The following is an 18,436-nucleotide window of genomic DNA, read 5'->3' as shown; positions in this document are numbered from 1 at the left end:
ATTTTAAAAATTAATATGTTAAAATATATGTGCTTGTGCATATTATTCTGCGAAGAGATTAATCTTGGTTTTTAGCCATTTTTTTGATATAATAATCTTAAGTATAATTTTATTGGAGGTTCTATGCGTTTTAATCAATTCAGCTATTTAGCGCTACCTAGAGATACAATTATCTTTGAATTAAAAAAGTACGGGTTTGATTTACCAGTCAACATTACAAATAAAAAGATGCTTGAAGCGTTTCTTATTCGTTTCTTTTTTAATTACAAAGATAGCACCTATCCCCTATCCAGTTTAGCAGCTGATAAAGAAACTGACTTACTGACATTTTTTCAGTCAGATAAAGAGTTGACTGCAGATATTTTCTATACTGTAGTCTTTCAACTTTTAGGTTTTTCTTATTTGGTTGATTTTGAAGACAGTGATGTTTTTCGTAAAGAGACTGGATTTCCCATTGTATATGGTGACTTGATTGAAAATCTCTATCAGTTACTCAATACTCGTACCAAAAAGGGGAACACTCTTATCGACCAACTTGTCAGTGACGGTCTTATTTCTGAGGATAATGACTATCGCTACTTTAACGGCAAGAGTTTGGCTACTTTTTCTAGCCATGATGCCATTCGAGAAGTCGTTTACGTTGAGTCACGTGTCGATACTGACCAAAAAGGTCTTCCAGACTTAGTCAAGGTCAGCATTATTCGTCCTCGTTATGACGGCCAAATTCCTGCTATCATGACTGCCAGTCCCTATCATCAGGGAACAAATGATAAAGCCAGCGATAAAGCTCTTTACAAGATGGAGGGCAATCTCGAGGTTAAACCTGCTCACAAGATTGAGCTAGAGGAACCTCAACTAAATCTCGTCCAACCCCAAGGTCAAGCTGAGCTTGTGTCAGAAGCTGAGGAAAAGCTAACGCACATCAACGCTAGCTATACTCTCAACGACTACTTCCTTCCACGAGGTTTTGCTAATCTCTATGTCTCAGGTGTTGGTACCAAAGACTCCACAGGTTTCATGACTAATGGAGACTACCAGCAAATCGAGGCTTATAAAAATGTCATCGATTGGCTTAATGGTCGTTGCCGTGCCTTTACTGACCACACGCGCCAGCGTCAAGTCAAGGCTGACTGGTCAAACGGAAAAGTAGCCACAACTGGACTTTCTTATCTAGGTACCATGTCCAATGGTCTTGCGACTACAGGTGTAGATGGTTTAGAGGTTATCATTGCCGAGGCTGGTATTTCTTCGTGGTACAACTATTACCGTGAAAACGGACTGGTGACTAGCCCAGGTGGCTATCCAGGTGAGGACTTTGACTCCCTTGCTGAGTTAACCTATTCTCGTAATCTCTTGGCCGGCGACTATATCCGTGGTAATGAGGCTCACCAAGCTGACTTAGAAAAAGTAAAAGAACAGTTAGATCGCAAATCTGGTGACTATAATCAGTTTTGGCATGACCGCAACTATCTGTTCAATGCTGATAAAGTAAAGGCAGAGGTTGTCTTTACCCATGGTTCACAGGATTGGAATGTCAAACCACTTCATGTTTACCAGATGTTCCATGCTCTTCCTGCTCACATAAACAAGCATCTCTTTTTCCACAATGGCGCCCATGTGTACATGAACAATTGGCAGTCCATTGACTTCCGTGAGTCCATGAACGCCTTATTTACTAAGAAATTACTGGGAGAAGATACAGATTTCCAACTTCCAACTGTTATCTGGCAGGATAATACAGCTCCTCAGACTTGGTTACCACTCGATACCTTCGGTGAGCAAGAGCAGTTTGAAACCTTCTCACTTGGTCAAGAAGAGCAGGTTATTCAAAACCAGTACTCAGATAAAGATTTTGAGCGTTATGGTAAGACATACCAGACCTTCAATACAGAACTTTATCAAGGGAAAGTCAATCAGATTACTATTGACCTTCCTGTAACTAAAGACATTCACTTGAACGGTCGAGCTCAACTCAATCTTCGTATCAAATCCAGCACAAACAAGGGTTTATTATCAGCCCAACTGCTAGAATTTGGACAGAAAAAATACCTACAACCTTATCCAGCTGTTTTAAGTGCTAGAACCATTGACAACGGTCGCTACCACATTTTGGAAAATCTTAACGAATTGCCTTTTCGTGAAAATGCACAACGCGTCGTGACAAAAGGCTATCTCAATTTGCAAAATAGAAATGATTTACTGTTAGTAGAGGATATTACTGCAGATGAATGGATGGATATCCAGTTTGAACTGCAACCGACTATTTACAAGTTAAAAGAAGGAGATACTCTCCGTTTAGTCCTCTATACTACTGACTTTGAAATCACCATACGTGATAATACTGACTACCACCTGACTGTTGATCTTGAAAAGTCTAGTCTTATACTACCTTGTCAAAAGGTATAATGTAACAGACATTCAGTATGGAAAAATCTCCACTTGAATAGTCTAACGAAACAGAAACTTGGTATCAAATCCAATCCTAGTCTAATGTTTAAAACTGGATTTTGGACAAAAGATATTAAGACCCTAACCAACATGTGTACTCATTAATAATATTCGCTACCACACCACATGTTGGAAAATCTCTGTGAATTAACATTAATCGTAAATTCACAACAAGTCGTGACAAAAGGCTACCCTAATGGAATGATTTACTGTTAGTAGAGAACACCAATGTAGATAAACGGATAGATACCCAATTCATCTACACTCAACTAGTGACAAGTTAAAAGAAGGAGATTTCCTCCGTATAGTTCTTTATACTACTGACTTTAAAATCATCATACGTGACAATACCGCTTACCACTCGACTGACGATTTCGTTCAGTCCACGCTTTCTGTACCTAGTACAAGGAGTAACATTTTATGAATAAATCTGAACACCGACACCAACTCATACGAGCTCTTGTAACGAAAAACAAGATTCATACTCAAGCTGAGCTACAAGCTCTTCTTGCTGATAATGATATTCAAGTTACACAAGCTACACTTTCAAGAGATATTAAAAGCATGAACCTCTCAAAAGTACGAGAAGAAGACAACTCTTACTACGTGCTCAATACAGGTTCTATCTCAAAATGGGAAAAACGTCTCGAAATTTACATGGAAGATGCTCTTGTCTTGATGCGCCCAGTTCAACATCAAGTCCTGCTAAAAACTCTTCCTGGACTTGCTCAATCCTTTGGTTCTATCATTGATGCTTTGAGCTTCCCCGACGCTATTGCTAGCCTCTGTGGCGATGATGTCTGTCTTGTCATCTGTGAAGATGCAGAAGCTGCTCAAAGATGCTTTGAAGAATTGAAAAAATTCGCTCCACCATTCTTCTTTGAAGAATAACAAAATTCCGTGTCTCATGTGGCACGGAATTTTGTTATATTCTTTACTGAGATGGATTTTCTTTTTTAGTTCGTGCCAATCTCAGGGCACGATTTGGATTGAGACGATTAAATAGTTCTTCCAATTTCTTTTCATTCCAAACATCTGCAGCGGAAACAAAGTTGCCATCCGCATCTCGGAAAGATATCGGTTTATCTCCCATATCAGTCTCCTAGTCTACAAATTCGAACTCAAATTTACCAATTCGGACCAAGTCACCATCTTTAGCACCACGCGCACGAAGGGCTTCATCAACCCCCATACCACGTAATTGACGGGCAAATTTCATGACCGATTCGTCACGATCAAAGTTGGTCATATTGAAGAGTTTCATGAGTTTTTCACCAGAAAGCACCCATGTCGCATCGTCATCACGACTAATTTCAAAGGCTTTTTCTTCCTCATCAAATCCATAGTAAGCTTCTTCTTCCATATCAGACTCATCATAGAGCAAGAATTCTGGTGTCTTATCTAACAATTCTGCTGTAGCATCCAAAAGCGTAGCCAGACCTTGCTTGGTCAATCCAGAAATCGGGAAGATAGCTGGTAACTCTTCAAATTCATCATAGTTTTCAGCCAATTTTTTCTTAAATTCTTTAAGATTTTCCTGACTCTCAGGCATGTCCATCTTATTGGCTACAATAATCTGTGGACGCTCCATGAGACGAAGATTATATGACTCTAGCTCTTTATTGATAGCTAGATAGTCCTCATAAGGATCACGGCCTTCGCTAGCTGACATATCAATGATATGAAGGATGACACGTGTACGCTCAATGTGACGGAGGAACTGAGTTCCCAAACCGACACCCTGACTAGCCCCTTCAATCAAACCTGGTAAATCAGCTACTGCAAAGGATTCACCTGATTGGGTACGAACCATACCTAGATTTGGCACAATGGTCGTAAAGTGGTAGGCACCAATTTTAGGTTTAGCAGATGTGATAACACTTAAAAGAGTTGATTTCCCAACAGATGGGAAACCTACTAAACCAACATCTGCCAAGATTTTTAGTTCCAATTGTAACTCACGTTCCTGACCTGGTTCTCCATTTTCAGAGATTTCCGGTGCAGGATTTTTCGGTGTCGCAAAGCGGATATTTCCACGACCACCACGACCACCGTGGGCTACAATAAATTCTTGACCGTGTTCAATCAAATCTGTCAAGACCTTGCCTGTCTCAGCATCACGCACAGTCGTACCTTGTGGCACTCGAACTCTAAGGTCCTCAGCTCCACGACCATGCATCCCTTTGGTCATTCCTTTTTCACCAGAATCAGCCTTGAAATGACGATTGTAGCGGAAATCCATGAGAGTACGTAGACCTTCGTCTACAACGAAGACCACATTACCTCCACGACCACCGTCACCACCCCAAGGACCGCCATTAGGGACATATTTTTCACGGCGAAAGGCAACCATACCATCGCCACCATTACCAGCCTTGACCTTGATCTTGGCTGTATCTAAAAACATACTCATTTTCTTCTTCTCACTTTAAAAAAGGGCTGGGAAATCCCAGTCACAAAATTTTCTTGAATCTATTTTATAGATTACTGAGGGCACCAATTGCAGTTGCAAAAATCCCCAAAATACTTGCTACTAACATGATAAGTACGATAAGCAAGGTTAATTTCTCAAACATAGTTTTTTTACGTTTTCCATTATCTCCAAATGCCATTTTTATCTCCTTCGTTACATTCTATTTTCTATTATCTTAGCATGAATTGAGCTAGTTTTCAATAGTCACTTGCTACTGGTGCAATAATCCATAAAATGATATAAGCTACAATTCCAGCTCCATAACCAAAAGCAAGAACACCCCATATTACACGAACAATAGTAGGATCTATATCAAAATAATGAGCCACACCGGCACAAACACCAGCAATCTTTTTATCACGACCACTTCTCATTAATTGTTTTTTCATAACTGTTCCTCTTTCTATTCTTCATGGTCTTTCCAATAATCTCTGATGCTGATTAACTGCGTTTTTGAAGCCTTCAGCATGCGTCTAGAGCCTTTTACGGGCACAGCAACCACCTTTTGTGGAAGATACAAAACTGTTTTAAAGATACGCTGACTGACCGTATCATCTTTGGCTAAATCTTTCTGGAAGTTATTTGAAATGATGGCATCCAGATAAAACTCATGCACTCGTTTCCCAAAGTTCTCAGCTGAAATCTCGTACAATTTCTCTGATAAGGTATGCTCATTCATATCAGGCGTTGCAATCAGGGCTTCCAAAATAGCTCCGGCCAAATCATGTTCTCCATAGTACAAGGTTCCAAACATTTTATCACTGATCAGGTTGTCCAGATAAGGATTTCCATGTGCAATGACAGGTGTTCCACTGGCTAAGCTTTCCAAGTATGTCAAACCTTGCGTTTCACTTGTCGATGCCGAGATGAAGAAATCCGCCGCCTTATAGTAAAGAGCGGTCTCACTAGGAGCAATCATGCCTGTAAAGATGACGTAGTCTTGAATCTCTAGTTTCTTGGCTTGCTCTTTGAGGTCATCCAGATAAGGACCATCCCCAGCTACCACCAGTTTGACCTTGTCTTCTTCTTTCAGAACTTCTGCAAAAGCTGCTAAAACTGCTTGAATATTTTTTTCATAGGAAATTCTGGAAAGACTAAGCAACATCTTTTCATCATCTTGAATCCCTAGTTTACTACGCAGTTCTTCCAGATTTTCTTGCTTGATTTCTGGACGATCAAACTTGGCTAATTCAATCCCAGTTGGAATGACCCGTTTTTCAACCTTAACCTTATAGTCAGATAACAAGTCACGGACAATCTCACTCGGGCAAATAACCCCATCCACATCGTGCAGGAAACCTCTGACCAGATACTTGACCATACTAGGACGAATCAACATCCCTTTGGCAATATAATGTACATAGTCTTCGTATTGGGTGTGATAGGTATGGATGACTGGAATCTTCAATTCACGTGCAATCCAAATCCCCAACAGACCAAGAGAAAATTCTGTCTGAGTATGGATAATATCTAGCTGATATTGTTTAGCAATTTCAAGCGCCTTGCTGAAACCTCGATAGGCAAAGCGACGATCTTTAAAAGCAAAGAAAGGAACACTTGGAATGCGGATAATTTGCCAATCTTCATAACGATTGACATCCTTATCTGTCGTTGTAAAGATAAAAACAGCATGTCCCTGCTTTTCAAGTTCGGTTTTCAAGGTTCGAATACTGGTCGCAACACCTGAAACCTGAGGAAAATAGGTATCTGTAAATAAACCAATTCGCATAGATTACCTCACTTTTTACTTTCTCCCTAAAGCGGCTTGTTTCTCATAAAAGTCCAACCAGATTTGTAACAGATGCTCTTCAGAATACTCTCTAGAAATATTCTTAGCTTTTTCTTTCAAATCTTTTAAAGCAGCAGGATTCGCTTGATATTCCAGAATAGCTTCTTTCATCTCTTCTCTATCTGCTGTCGCCCGATAATCTCCATCCAAAATTACCTTATAAAGATCTAAATCACGCAACATAATCGGAGCTTCACAACTGGCAGCCTCTAAAATCGTCATCGGAAAGAGCTCATTATAACTAGGCAACAAGAAAAGATCCGCTAGGGCATACAATTCGCGCATCCGCTCTGGCGATACAATACCTGGAAAAATCAAATTTTTAGGGGGATTCTCCATGATTTTCTTATAACGTTCATAACCATCTGTCATACCACCAAAAGAGAAACCACCCGCCCATATAAAGGTAATCTGAGGCAATTCCTCAGCCAGACGGATAAAGTCATCAATTCCTTTACGTTTCTGAACTTGACCAGCACCTACTACGATAAACTGATTGTCACTAAGACCTAGCTCTGTACGCAGTCTCGCTACCTCTTCCTGTGGAAGAGGTAGCCATTTTTCCTTGTTTACAAAGTTAGGAATATAGGTAACTTTTTCACGTGGAATACCAGCTGCCACCAAATCCTCGATAAACATAGGATTGACCACCACCAAGTGCTCCATCCGGTTGTAAAAAGAAAATACATAGCGTTTCACAATTCCCTTTAAGAAAAATGGAATTTTCAAACTCCCCTCAAGTGTATCAGGCAAGAAGTGCACATAGCCAATTTTCCTTCCTGAGCGTTTCTTCTGGAATGTCGATAAATAATAGGGGAAATCAATTGTATGAAAGTGAGTCACATCTGCCTCTATTGGAAGATTTTCTGTAACAATCAATTGGTCCTTGGCATCACGGTGAAGAAGACGAACTAATTCACGGTAAGCACCTGAAACTCCTTGTCCTGCTACTTTCTCACTTGAACTCAACATATTGATGCGTAATTTCTTTTTTTCCATAACTACTATTATATCATTTTCTTTGAATAAAATCAGCAAAAGAAAGGAGAGACTAGAGGAAAAGAGGGGGAAATTTCCTCGCTTTTCCAATAATCTCTCACATGTTTTTATTTGTTTACTTAATGCCTAGGGCAATACGTGCATAGCGACTCATTTTTTCAACAGTCCAGGCTGGATACCAAACTAATTTGACCTCAGTATCCGTTACTTCTGGAACCTCTGTCATAGCATCATAAATCTGGTCTGTCAAAAGGTCTGCTAGAGGACAACCCATGGTTGTCAAAGTCATATCAATCTCTGTTTGTCCTGTGTCACCGTCAAAACGAATTTCATAGATCAAACCAAGATTGACAATATCGATTCCCAACTCAGGGTCAATAACTTCTTCCAAGGCTGATAAAATTCGTGTTTTGATGTTTTCAATTTGCTCTTCTGTATAAGCCATATTCATCCTCACTCTTAGTCTTCAATAAAATCACGAAGCGGTTTGCTGCGACTTGGTTGACGTAGTTTTCTCAAAGCTTTAGCCTCAATCTGACGGATACGCTCGCGAGTCACGTTAAAGACTTTACCCACATCTTCAAGGGTACGCATTTTACCATCATCTAGCCCAAAACGCAGACGCAAAACATTTTCTTCACGGTCTGTAAGAGTATCCAAGACCTCATCCAACTGCTCACGCAAGACAATACGAGTTGTATAGTCCACTGGATTTTCAATCACTTCATCTTCGATAAAGTCCCCAAGGTGGCTATCATCCTCTTCACCGATAGGAGTTTCAAGAGATACTGGTTCTTGGGCAATCTTCAAGATTTCACGAACCTTGTCAGGGGTCATATCCATACGTTCAGCGATTTGTTCAGGTGTTGGATCTTGTCCCAATTCTTGAAGGAGATTACGTTGTTCACGAACCAATTTATTAATGGTTTCAACCATGTGAACTGGGATACGGATAGTACGAGCTTGATCCGCAATAGCACGAGTGATAGCCTGACGAATCCACCAAGTTGCGTAAGTTGAGAACTTAAATCCTTTAGAATAGTCAAACTTATCAACTGCCTTCATCAAGCCCATGTTCCCTTCTTGAATCAAGTCAAGAAACTGCATACCACGTCCAACATAGCGTTTGGCAATAGAAACAACTAAACGAAGGTTGGCTTCCGCAAGGCGTTGTTTAGCTTCGATATCGCCAGCTTCAACTGCTAGCGCCAATTCTTTTTCCTCTTCATTGGTCAAGAGAGGAACGACCCCGATTTCTTTCAAGTACATACGGACAGGGTCATTAACCTTAGCAGAAGTTGAACCAATCAAGTCCTCATCACTGAGTTCTGGCTCTTCTTCTGCAATAAGAACACGCGCACTCGGATTTCCTTCGTTATCTGTGATAGAAATCCCTGCATCCTGAATTCGTTGCAAGAGATCTTCAATCCCATCAGCGTCCAAGGTAAAAGGAATGACTAGACTGGCATTGATTTCATCATCTGTTGCAGTCCCTTTTTGTTTATGATTACGGATAAATTCTGCTACTTGTACGTCAAATGTTGTTACTTCTTTTTGTTTTGTTGCCATTATTACTCCATTCTTCTCTTTTGGGAAATTAAACGTTCCAATTCTTCTAAGGCTGTGTCGGTATCTCCTACATGGCTAGCTTCCTGCACCTTCTTTTTGATTCTCATATTGTCCTGATTCAAGAGAGCCTTGTTTCGAGTCATTTCTACTTCACTAAGTTCCTGAGGTGATATCTCAGCAGGCAAATCCTGACCTAAAACTTGGTACCAAGCTCTTTCAACTTCCTCTGTCTGTTCTGCTAGAACTTCTGGAGGAAGATTTCCATACTGGCCAAGCAAGTCATATAAAGCCTGAAATTCAGGTGTATCAAATGCAAAGTCTTCCCGCAAGCGGTAATCGTTCAAAACAAGAGGGGATTCCATCATTCGATAAAGTAGATGAGCTTCTGCCCTCATAATAGCCGATAACTGCTTGGTAACAGGCATAGTGATTGGCGTCGGTCTGGAAATTCCTTCCATGCGATTCTGCCTTTGCGCCTGACGACTCTCATTAACAATCTGCTCAATCTGAGCATAATCAAAGGACGCCAGACTGTCAGCTAAAATATGAATATAACTGTTTTGAGCAGTGATGGACTTTTCTTGAACAATCAAGGGCGCTATTTTTTCAATAAATTCAATCTGAGCCTGCAGATTTTCACTATTTTCAGGCTTATACTGATGAATGTAAAACTCAATCGGACTAATACGAGTTTTCGTTAATAGATAGGCCAAATCTTCTGGACCATTTTTTTGTAGATACTCATCTGGATCCAAGTTATCAGGCATGCTGACGATTTGCACAGGCATATCACCAATTTCGTCCAGCGCTTTCAATGTCGCAGCCTGCCCAGCCTTATCACCATCATAAACAAGAACCAACTTCTTGGTTAGCCTTTTCAGATGCTCAACATGCTCACGGCTCAAGGCTGTTCCCATGGACGCCACAGCATTTTCGATTCCAGCCCGATAGGCTGCAATGACATCCATGAATCCTTCCATCAGATAAATCTCACTGGCTTTTCCAGAAGATTTTTTAGCCCTATCCATATGATATAATTCGTAACTTTTGTTAAAAATTGCAGTCGATCGGCTATTTTTATACTTAGAAGTTTGTGAATCCGTTTTCTGCCAGATACGACCTGAGAAAGCAATAACCTTTCCCTGGTCATTTGTCAGGGGAAACATGATGCGATTGTGAAAGGTATCTACAAATTGATTGGCATCCGAGAGATAAAACAGTCCTGAATCTAGGAAATCCTCATCACGATACTGACCAGACAAACGTTGATAGAGATAGTTTCGTTCTGGAGGTGCTAAACCAATCCGAAAATGCTTGAGCACTTCATCTGTCAAACCACGCTGATAGAGGTAGTTTCTAGCCTCTTCCCCCATGGTCGTTGTCATGAGAATAGCATGATAAAATTTAGCCGCATCTTCGTGCATATCATAAAGAGCTTGGTGAGGCGAGGCTGGCTTCTGTTCACTATAAAGCGGTTTTTCTACCTCTATACCGACACGCTGACCTAAGATTTGGACAGCCTCCATAAAGGGAACCCCTTGGTACTCCTCGATGAATTTAAAGACATCACCTGAGCGACCACAACCAAAACAGTGGTAAAACTGCTTGTCCTCTACAACGTTGAAAGAAGGTGTTTTTTCACCATGAAAAGGACAGAGCCCTAGATAGTTCCGTCCTGCCTTTTGTAAAGAAATCACATCTCCTATGACTTCCACAATGTTGGCATTGTTTTTGATTTCTTCAATGACTTGTTTGTCAACCATACACAATACCTCCATGTTATCATAGTTTACTTTATATAGTATACTTTATTTCAGAAAAAAAGTAAACCATTTCACTCATTTTCCCTACTTTATTCAAAGAGTTGATAATAATCTGAGATTTTCATTTTTGCTTTTTCTTCTTGTTTCAAATCTTGGATAATTCGTCCTTCTTTCATGACAATTAAACGATTGCCATACTTAAGAGCATCTTCCATATGGTGGGTAATCATAAGCGCTGTCAGCTGATCTTTCTTGACAAATTCATCCGTCAATTCCATCAAGGCCACACTGGTCTTTGGATCAAGGGCTGCAGTATGCTCATCTAACAGGAGTAATTCAGGTCGCTTCAAGGTTGCCATCAAGAGACTCAAAGCCTGTCTTTGTCCACCTGATAAGAACTCAATCGGTGTATTCAAGTGTTTCTCAAGACCGTTTCCCACTTTTTCAATAGTTGCCTGAAACTCATCCTTGTAGCTAGCCAGTCGTCTCGGAAACAGTCCGCGTTTTTCACCACGAAACTTGGCAATCAAAAGATTTTCAGCTACTGTCATACGAGGAGCTGTCCCCATCTTAGGATCTTGGAAAACTCGAGACAGATACTTAGCCCGCTTCTCTGGTGAAAAGTTGGTAACATCTTCACCCAAAATACGGATGGTTCCACTGGTTAATGACAAGGTTCCTGCAATAGTGTTAAAAAGAGTTGATTTCCCAGCTCCATTTCCACCTAAAATCGTGATGAAATCCTGTTCAAAAATTTCTAAGGAAACATCATTTAAAATAATCTTTTCTTCATCAAAGCCATTTTTAACGACTTTGGTTGCATTTTTTAATTCTACAATTGCTGTCATTTGCTTAACTTGGCTCCTTTCAAGATTGTTTGCTTAAATGTTGGAATCATGAGGCAGACTGCTAAAATCACGGCGCTGTACAAACGAAGGTAACTTGTATTAAAGCCAAGAGCGATAACTGCCCACACTAAGAATTGATAAGCAATAGAACCTACAACGATGGTAACCAGACGTTCTGCCAAGCTCAAACTCTTGAAAATAACTTCTCCAATAATCAAACTTGCAAGCCCTACAACGATAACCCCAATTCCTCGAGATACATCGGCATACCCTTCTTGCTGGGCAATGAGAGCTCCTGCAAGAGCAATCACACCATTTGATAAGACCAATCCCATGAGCTCCATGCGTCCAGTATGAATTCCAAAACTTCTAGCCATGTCAGGATTGTCACCTGTAGCAATATAGGCTTGTCCGAGTTTAGTGTCCAAGAAAAAGAGCATGAGAGCAATAACAAGACTTACAAAGATAAGACCTGTCAAGAGTTGGTTAAAATCTGAATCAAAAGGCAAAACATCCTGAATTTGCTTGGTTCCAAGCAGTCCTAAGTTTGCACGCCCCATAATCAAGAGCATGATAGAATGACAGGAAGTCATCACCAAAATCCCTGAGAGCAAGGTTGGGATCTTCCCTTTTGTATAAAGAAGTCCTGCTGCCATTCCAGCTAAACAACCGGCTCCAACAGCAACAAGTGTCGCTAAAAATGGGTTCACGCCTTTGGTTATCAAAGTGACAGCAACAGCTCCCCCAAGAGGGAAGGAACCTTCTGTCGTCATATCTGGAAAGTTCAAAATCCTAAATGTCATAAAGATTCCCAGACCTAAAATAGCCCAGACAAATCCTTGAGAAATAATAGATAATATCATTTGTTTCTTAACCTTTTCTATATGATTTCTATTGTAAAAAATTGGAGGAGATGTCCCCAACTCCTCCATTGTAGATTATTCAATCACTTGCCCTGCTTCTTTTAGAACAGATTCAGGAATCGTAATACCTAATTCTTGTGCCAATTTTTTGTTAATCACTGACTTACCAGTTGAAAAGACATTAACTGGAGTATCAGCTGGTTTAGCACCTTTCAAAACTTGAGCAATCATTTTACCTGTTGCCACACCAAGGTCATGTTGGTCAACTACAACTGATGCCAAACCACCAGCTTCTACCATGGCAGTCGCACTTGGGTAGATTGGTTTTTTAGCTGATTGGTTACTTGAAACAACAGTTGAGAAGGCTGAAGCAATTGTGTTGTCGATTGGAACCCAGATAGCATCGACCTTGCTAGTCATAACGTTAACTGTTGAAGCAATTTCATTTGTTGAAGGAACTGCAAATGTTTCCACTGTCAAACCTGCTTTTTCAGCATAAGCCTTAAATTCTTCTACCTGTGTTTTTGAATTATCTTCGCTACTTGAGTAAAGGGCTCCGATTGTTTTTACATTTGGTGTAAGAGCCTTAATGAGTTCAACTTGTTGTTGAGCTGGATTGTGGTCAGATACCCCTGTAATGTTGCCACCTGGTTTTTTCAAATCTTTAACCAAGTTCGCACCGATTGGGTCTGTAATAGCAGCCATGATAACCGGTAGGTCTTTTGTGGCACTAGCCAAACCTTGAGCAGCTGGTGTTGCAATACCAACCACAAGGTCATTCCCATTTGCAACCAATTGTTTACTCATTGTCGCAACCTTACTTTGGTCACCTTCTGAGTTCATAAAGTCAATTTTCAACTGATCATCTTTATAGCCTTCTTCTGCAAGTCCATCTTGAATCCCTTTATAAATCAAGTCAAGAGATGGATGGCTCACAAACTGAAGGACACCAACTTTGGCAATTTTCTTTTCATTTTTAGCTTCTGGTTTATTCATTGAAGAGTAAATCAAGCTTCCTGCTACTAAGACTGCTAATGCAGCGATAATTCCAATTAAACGTTTATTTTTCATTCTATTTCTCCTTTTATTCCTTTAAAATACTTCACTTATCTAATACTCTTCGAAAATCTCTTCAAACCACGTCAGCGTCGCCTTACCGTACTCAAGTACAGTTTGCGGCTAGCTTCCTAGTTTGCTTTTTGATTTTCATTGAGTATAAACAAGTGACGCCATCGTTTTCTTTCCATACTAACCTCCATCAAAAAAGTCCTCACACAAAAAACTTGTGTGAGGACGTCGATGCGCGGTACCACCTCAATTATAGGGAATTTCCCTATCGCTCTATCTCGCAATAACGAGATGCACTGTAAGGTGTGCTCACCGAATTTTTATGATTTCAAATTCTAAATAACATTCAGCCCAATTTTCATCATCACCACTTATCTGTTTTCAGCTACCACAGACTCTCTAAAAAGTTTGAATGATTACTTTTCTGAATGGTTAAATTATATCATTTTTCAACTACTTGTCAAGACTCTTTTAGCATTTTTTTGAACTATTCAAAAACTTCCCCTATAGAAAAGAGGAAGTTTGATAGGTATCAGCCTGAATTACGCAATCCTGTCGCAATTCCGTTGATGGTTGTATGGATTAATTTTTCTTGGTCGCTTGATAATTCTCCTCGGCGTTGACGTTTAATCAACTCCAACTGGATATAGTTGAGAATATTAAAATAAGGCATACGGTAATCCAAACTTGCTTTTAGATATGGATTTTCAGCCAAGAGTTCATCGTAACCTTCGATAGCCAAGATAACCTCCTTGGTAACTTGCCATTCATTTAGAATAGTCTCATAAATTGCTTTTACTTGATCATCTTCACAAAGTTTGGCATATTCAAAAGCAATATTCATATTTGATTTTGACAAGACCATATCAACATTTGAAAGAAGTGACTGGAAGAAAGGCCAATTTTGGTACATATCTCGTAGGATAGCGATATTTTCTGGATTTTTATCGATAAATTCCTTGAAGCTTGAACCAACTCCATACCATCCAGGGAACATGACGCGACTTTGCGACCATGAGAATACCCAAGGGATAGCTCGCAAACCACCGATTTCAGTAATAGTCTTACGAGCAGCTGGACGAGAACCAATGTTAAAGCTTGAAATAGCCTTGATTGGACTTGACTCGAAGAAATAATCATAGAAATGATCATTACCAAAGACCAAATCACGGTAGATATCGTAACTACGGTCCACCACTTGGTCCATAATAGCTTCATAACGATTTGAGGTGTTGGTATCGCTCTTCTTCTGAGTAATCATACGGTTAATGGCTGCGGATACTAGCATTTCAAGGTTATAGTAAGCTGCGTCTTTATTACCGTATTTATTCCCAATTACTTCACCCTGCTCCGTCAAGCGGATACGATCCTTAATAGACTTGAGCGGTTGAGAGGTGATGGCTTCATAGGTTGGTCCACCACCACGACCGACAGTACCACCACGGCCGTGGAAGAAGGTAACCTTAACGCCAAATTCATCTCCAATAGCAGTCAATTGTTGTTGAGCCTTGTAGAGGGTCCAACATGATGATAGGTAACCACCATCTTTATTACTGTCAGAGTAGCCCAACATGATTTCTTGATAGTTATTGCGTGAAGCAATCCATTTCTTGGCAAGAGGAAGAGAAAGATATTCTCTCATGGTTTCTTCTGAATGGTCCAAGTCCTCGATTGTTTCAAAGAGAGGAACGATTTGGACACGAGCTCTTTCTTTATCAACTAACCCTACTTCTTTTAGCAAGATAGCCAATTCCAACATGTCAGATACGCTAGTTGCATGTGAAATAATTGTCTGGCGAATAACGTCATCACCCAACTTATCTTTCAACTTACGAGCTGCCTTAAAGATTGCTAATTCTTTTTCAAGTAACTCTGATTTTTCAACATGAGTGGCAGAAAGAATACGTGGATCTTCTTCCAATTCTTTCAAGAGAAGCTGGCATTTTTCTTCTTCACTTAGTTCACTATAATGAGAATGAATACCTGCTGATTTCAAGAGTTCAGCTACACAGGTTTCGTGAACACTAGAATCTTGACGCATGTCAATAGATGCCAAATAGAAACCAAAAATCTCAACTGCCTGGATCAACTCAACAAAATCACCAGAAATCAGTGCTTCACCCTTATTTTCCAATAGGGAATCACGAATGGTAATTAAATCCTTATAAAAATCATTGGCCGTTTCATAGCGACCTCCAACTTCCTTATCTTCAATCAGATAAGTTTTTGTTGCTTGGATTTTTGATTGAATATCAAACAAGGCACGACGATAAAGCTCTTTTTCACGGTAGATCGAGTTATCCTTGGATTGACGAGCCATTTCTCTGACTTGCTTGCTCACATTGACAATACTGGTTGAAAGAGAGAATTCACGATAGAGTTGGTAAATCTTTTCATCATAGTAGTTCATGATGACTTCACACTGAGTCATAGCAGATTGTTTCAAGGTATCTGCTGTAACAAAAGGATTCCCATCACGGTCTCCACCAATCCACATTCCCATGGTAATTGGTTTAGGATGTTTCAACTCCAAACCATGTTTTTTAGCCAGACGCTTGTACTCAGCAGTCAAATGAGGGACAGCCTTCAGGAATGAACTATTGTAGTATTCCATAACATTCGTGATTTCATTGGTTACTTTCAATTTCTTTTCACGAATCATGTCTGTCTGCATGATAATCTCAATGTAACGACGGAGATCATTATGCCATTTTTCCTTATTAATCAATCCTAATTTCACATCACGATACTTACGCAAAAGGGTATGGATATGATTGGTCAAATCCAGCATACTCTTACGTTGTACTTGTGTTGGATGGGCAGTCAAAACAGGGACAACATTCAAGTGTTCTAGAATTTCAACCGCATTTTCTTTTTCTGCAACCATTTTGATCGTTGCCGATAATTTCCCAAGATAATCTTGATCGATATTATTTTGGTGGTTGATTTCATAGGCCAAATCCACATCTTCTGAAATATTAATCAAAAGGGGCAAGATAGAGAAATAGCGTGAAATATAGGCCATTTCATCATTTGACAGACTCGTAACCAATTGGTTCAAGCCCTGATAATCTTCTTGAGTTGATAATTCTTTCAACTCCATGATTTTTGCAAAAGTCTCTGGGGCAAGCATATTTTTAGTGATATCTTCTAACAACTCTGTTAAAATCAATACTTCTTCTTGCACGACAGCTTTATTACTATAGTTTTCTAATTTTTGAAGAGACATAGGTAATCCTTTCCACTATCAACTCTACATATAGTTTGATGAGTGAGCTTCTAACTCCTCATATAATTGGGCACGTTTTTCACTTGCATCAATATTTAAGACAAAGGCGATGGCTACAGACAAGACTAGGAGACTGTTCCCTCCTTGTGATAAGAAGGGGAAGGTTACTCCTGTCGAAGGAATAATGCCCGAAATTCCGCCAATATTAACAAATACCTGTACCAGCATCATCCCCCCAACCCCAATCGCCATCATGGAATTAAAGGGATTCTTAGCACGAATACCGACTAGGATAATCCGCAAAATCAGGAAAAAGACAAGGGCTAAAATCAAGCTGGCTCCCACAAATCCAAACTCTTCAATGACAATTGAAAATACAAAGTCTGTATGAGCCTCTGGTAAATAACCACGTTTTTCGATTGAATTTCCTAAGCCTAGACCAAACCAACCACCATTTACCATGGCAAAGTAGGAATTTGCAAGTTGGTGGCCTGCTCCTGCCAAATCAGCAAAGGGATTAAAGTAGGCACTGAAACGCTTAGCAACGTAACCAAATACTGGAACTTTTGAAAACTTATCAACCCCAATCATAGAAATAGCTGATAAGGATAGGGCTGAAACTCCTACCAATACACCGATAAAGGCTATAAACCAACGATGAGCAATCCCACTAACTGTATACATAATCAAGGCAACCAGAGCTAGGATAGTCGCATTCCCCAGATCTGGGAAGATAGCCAAACTTCCTATCATTACCAAGAGGACAAAGCGCCAATCATTAAAAGCACGAGGAATCCATTGATTTTGAGTTAAAACTTGGAAATCGTAAATACCAATTTCATCTTGTTGTTTTGAAAAACGTTGGGCCAAGTACCAGACGATGATAATCTTCAAATACTCAGCTGGCTGAATGGTCAAAGGTCCTACTGAAATCCAACCATAGGCTCCATTAACTGGCGTACCAATTAAGCGAGCCAGAGCTAAGAGAATCAGCTCAACAAACATAACAATAAATAAAAGTCGTTCTTTTCTTAAAAAATTCAGTTTCAGCTTATATATCAAGGCAATCAATATTAAACTAAATATCCAAAACATTCCCTGACTTCGAACCAATTGGAGGGCACTTTTACCTTCTTCGATAAGAATGGCACTGGTTGTAGAATAGACTACAATCAAACCCAAAATAGATAAAAGTAAGTAAGGAACTAGAATAGAATAGTTTAACAGGTGCCTCTTACTAATCTTCATAGTATCACCAATCTAATGAGAACAAAAGAAATTATTCCCAAATTCCGTTTATTTTCTAGTTTTGATTGCTATTATACCATTTTTTCCGAAAGAAAAAAACTCTTACCCTTAAGATAGAAGATTTTCTCATAAGAAAAAG

Annotated in this window: 16 protein-coding genes and 1 other annotated feature; of the genes, 2 read left to right on the top strand and 14 right to left on the bottom strand. The window is 39.8% G+C overall.

All coding sequences use genetic code 11. The features are described from left to right. Positions 1-123 precede the first annotated feature (123 nt). Together TZ91_RS03190 and TZ91_RS03185 are read left to right on the top strand one after the other, a co-directional pair. Positions 124-2,406 (top strand): Xaa-Pro dipeptidyl-peptidase, encoded by a 2,283-nt coding sequence (locus TZ91_RS03190; protein ID WP_033686896.1) that lies wholly within the window; start codon positions 124-126, stop codon positions 2,404-2,406. A gap of 462 nt (positions 2,407-2,868) precedes the next feature. Next, entirely contained in the window at positions 2,869-3,339 is a 471-nt protein-coding gene (locus TZ91_RS03185; protein WP_033686895.1) for an arginine repressor, read from the top strand. A gap of 43 nt (positions 3,340-3,382) precedes the next feature. Here the strand turns inward: TZ91_RS03185 and TZ91_RS03180 are convergent, their stop codons facing one another. The 14 genes from TZ91_RS03180 to ftsW form a co-directional block, all read right to left on the bottom strand. Continuing rightward, entirely contained in the window at positions 3,383-3,541 is a 159-nt protein-coding gene (locus TZ91_RS03180; protein WP_001808548.1) for a hypothetical protein, read from the bottom strand. 9 nt (positions 3,542-3,550) lie between these two features. Beyond that, the gene (gene obgE / locus TZ91_RS03175) at positions 3,551-4,861 is read right to left on the bottom strand and encodes a GTPase ObgE (protein WP_004248745.1); all 1,311 of its coding nucleotides are present in this window, start codon (positions 4,859-4,861) and stop codon (positions 3,551-3,553) included. 64 nt (positions 4,862-4,925) lie between these two features. Then, positions 4,926-5,060: a DUF4044 domain-containing protein gene (locus TZ91_RS03170; protein WP_000863852.1), complete on the bottom strand. Its 135-nt coding sequence runs from the start codon at positions 5,058-5,060 to the stop codon at positions 4,926-4,928. 58 nt (positions 5,061-5,118) lie between these two features. Next, entirely contained in the window at positions 5,119-5,295 is a 177-nt protein-coding gene (locus tag TZ91_RS03165) for a PspC domain-containing protein (RefSeq protein WP_033686868.1), read from the bottom strand. Between the two features lie 29 nt (positions 5,296-5,324). Next, positions 5,325-6,650 carry a glycosyltransferase family 4 protein gene (locus TZ91_RS03160; protein ID WP_033686615.1) on the bottom strand — a complete coding sequence of 442 codons (1,326 nt, stop codon included), beginning with the start codon at positions 6,648-6,650 and terminating at the stop codon, positions 5,325-5,327. Between the two features lie 15 nt (positions 6,651-6,665). Continuing rightward, on the bottom strand, positions 6,666-7,709 hold the full coding sequence (cpoA, locus tag TZ91_RS03155) for an alpha-galactosylglucosyldiacylglycerol synthase (protein WP_033686616.1): 1,044 nt from the start codon (positions 7,707-7,709) through the stop codon (positions 6,666-6,668). Between the two features lie 115 nt (positions 7,710-7,824). Next, positions 7,825-8,154, bottom strand: coding sequence for a metal-sulfur cluster assembly factor (locus TZ91_RS03150; RefSeq protein WP_000331925.1), 330 nt, complete (start codon positions 8,152-8,154; stop codon positions 7,825-7,827). Positions 8,155-8,168: 14 nt separating this feature from the next. After that, entirely contained in the window at positions 8,169-9,278 is a 1,110-nt protein-coding gene (rpoD, locus tag TZ91_RS03145; protein WP_033686617.1) for an RNA polymerase sigma factor RpoD, read from the bottom strand. A 2-nt stretch (positions 9,279-9,280) separates the two neighbouring features. Next, a complete protein-coding gene (gene dnaG / locus TZ91_RS03140; RefSeq protein WP_033686618.1) occupies positions 9,281-11,041 on the bottom strand; it encodes a DNA primase in 1,761 nt (586 codons plus the stop codon). Positions 11,042-11,130: 89 nt separating this feature from the next. Further along, positions 11,131-11,889, bottom strand: coding sequence for an ABC transporter ATP-binding protein (locus TZ91_RS03135; protein ID WP_033686619.1), 759 nt, complete (start codon positions 11,887-11,889; stop codon positions 11,131-11,133). Beyond that, positions 11,886-12,752 carry an ABC transporter permease gene (locus TZ91_RS03130; protein ID WP_033686870.1) on the bottom strand — a complete coding sequence of 289 codons (867 nt, stop codon included), beginning with the start codon at positions 12,750-12,752 and terminating at the stop codon, positions 11,886-11,888. Before TZ91_RS03130 ends, TZ91_RS03135 begins: the two co-directional genes overlap by 4 nt. Before the next feature lie 75 nt (positions 12,753-12,827). Further along, complete coding sequence (gene trpX, locus TZ91_RS03125; protein ID WP_033686620.1) at positions 12,828-13,823, bottom strand: tryptophan ABC transporter substrate-binding protein; 996 nt, start codon at positions 13,821-13,823, stop codon at positions 12,828-12,830. Between the two features lie 215 nt (positions 13,824-14,038). Then, positions 14,039-14,256: a binding site (T-box leader), on the bottom strand. Positions 14,257-14,352: 96 nt separating this feature from the next. Continuing rightward, positions 14,353-17,049, bottom strand: coding sequence for a phosphoenolpyruvate carboxylase (gene ppc, locus TZ91_RS03120; protein ID WP_033686621.1), 2,697 nt, complete (start codon positions 17,047-17,049; stop codon positions 14,353-14,355). A gap of 24 nt (positions 17,050-17,073) precedes the next feature. Beyond that, positions 17,074-18,297, bottom strand: a complete 1,224-nt coding sequence (ftsW, locus tag TZ91_RS03115) for a cell division peptidoglycan polymerase FtsW (protein ID WP_000703371.1) — start codon at positions 18,295-18,297, stop codon at positions 17,074-17,076. Between the last annotated feature and the right edge of the window lie 139 nt (positions 18,298-18,436).

The sequence above is a fragment of the Streptococcus mitis genome (assembly GCF_000960025.1).
Classification (GTDB): domain Bacteria; phylum Bacillota; class Bacilli; order Lactobacillales; family Streptococcaceae; genus Streptococcus; species Streptococcus mitis_DH.
This window is presented reverse-complemented; position numbering and strand designations above follow the sequence as displayed.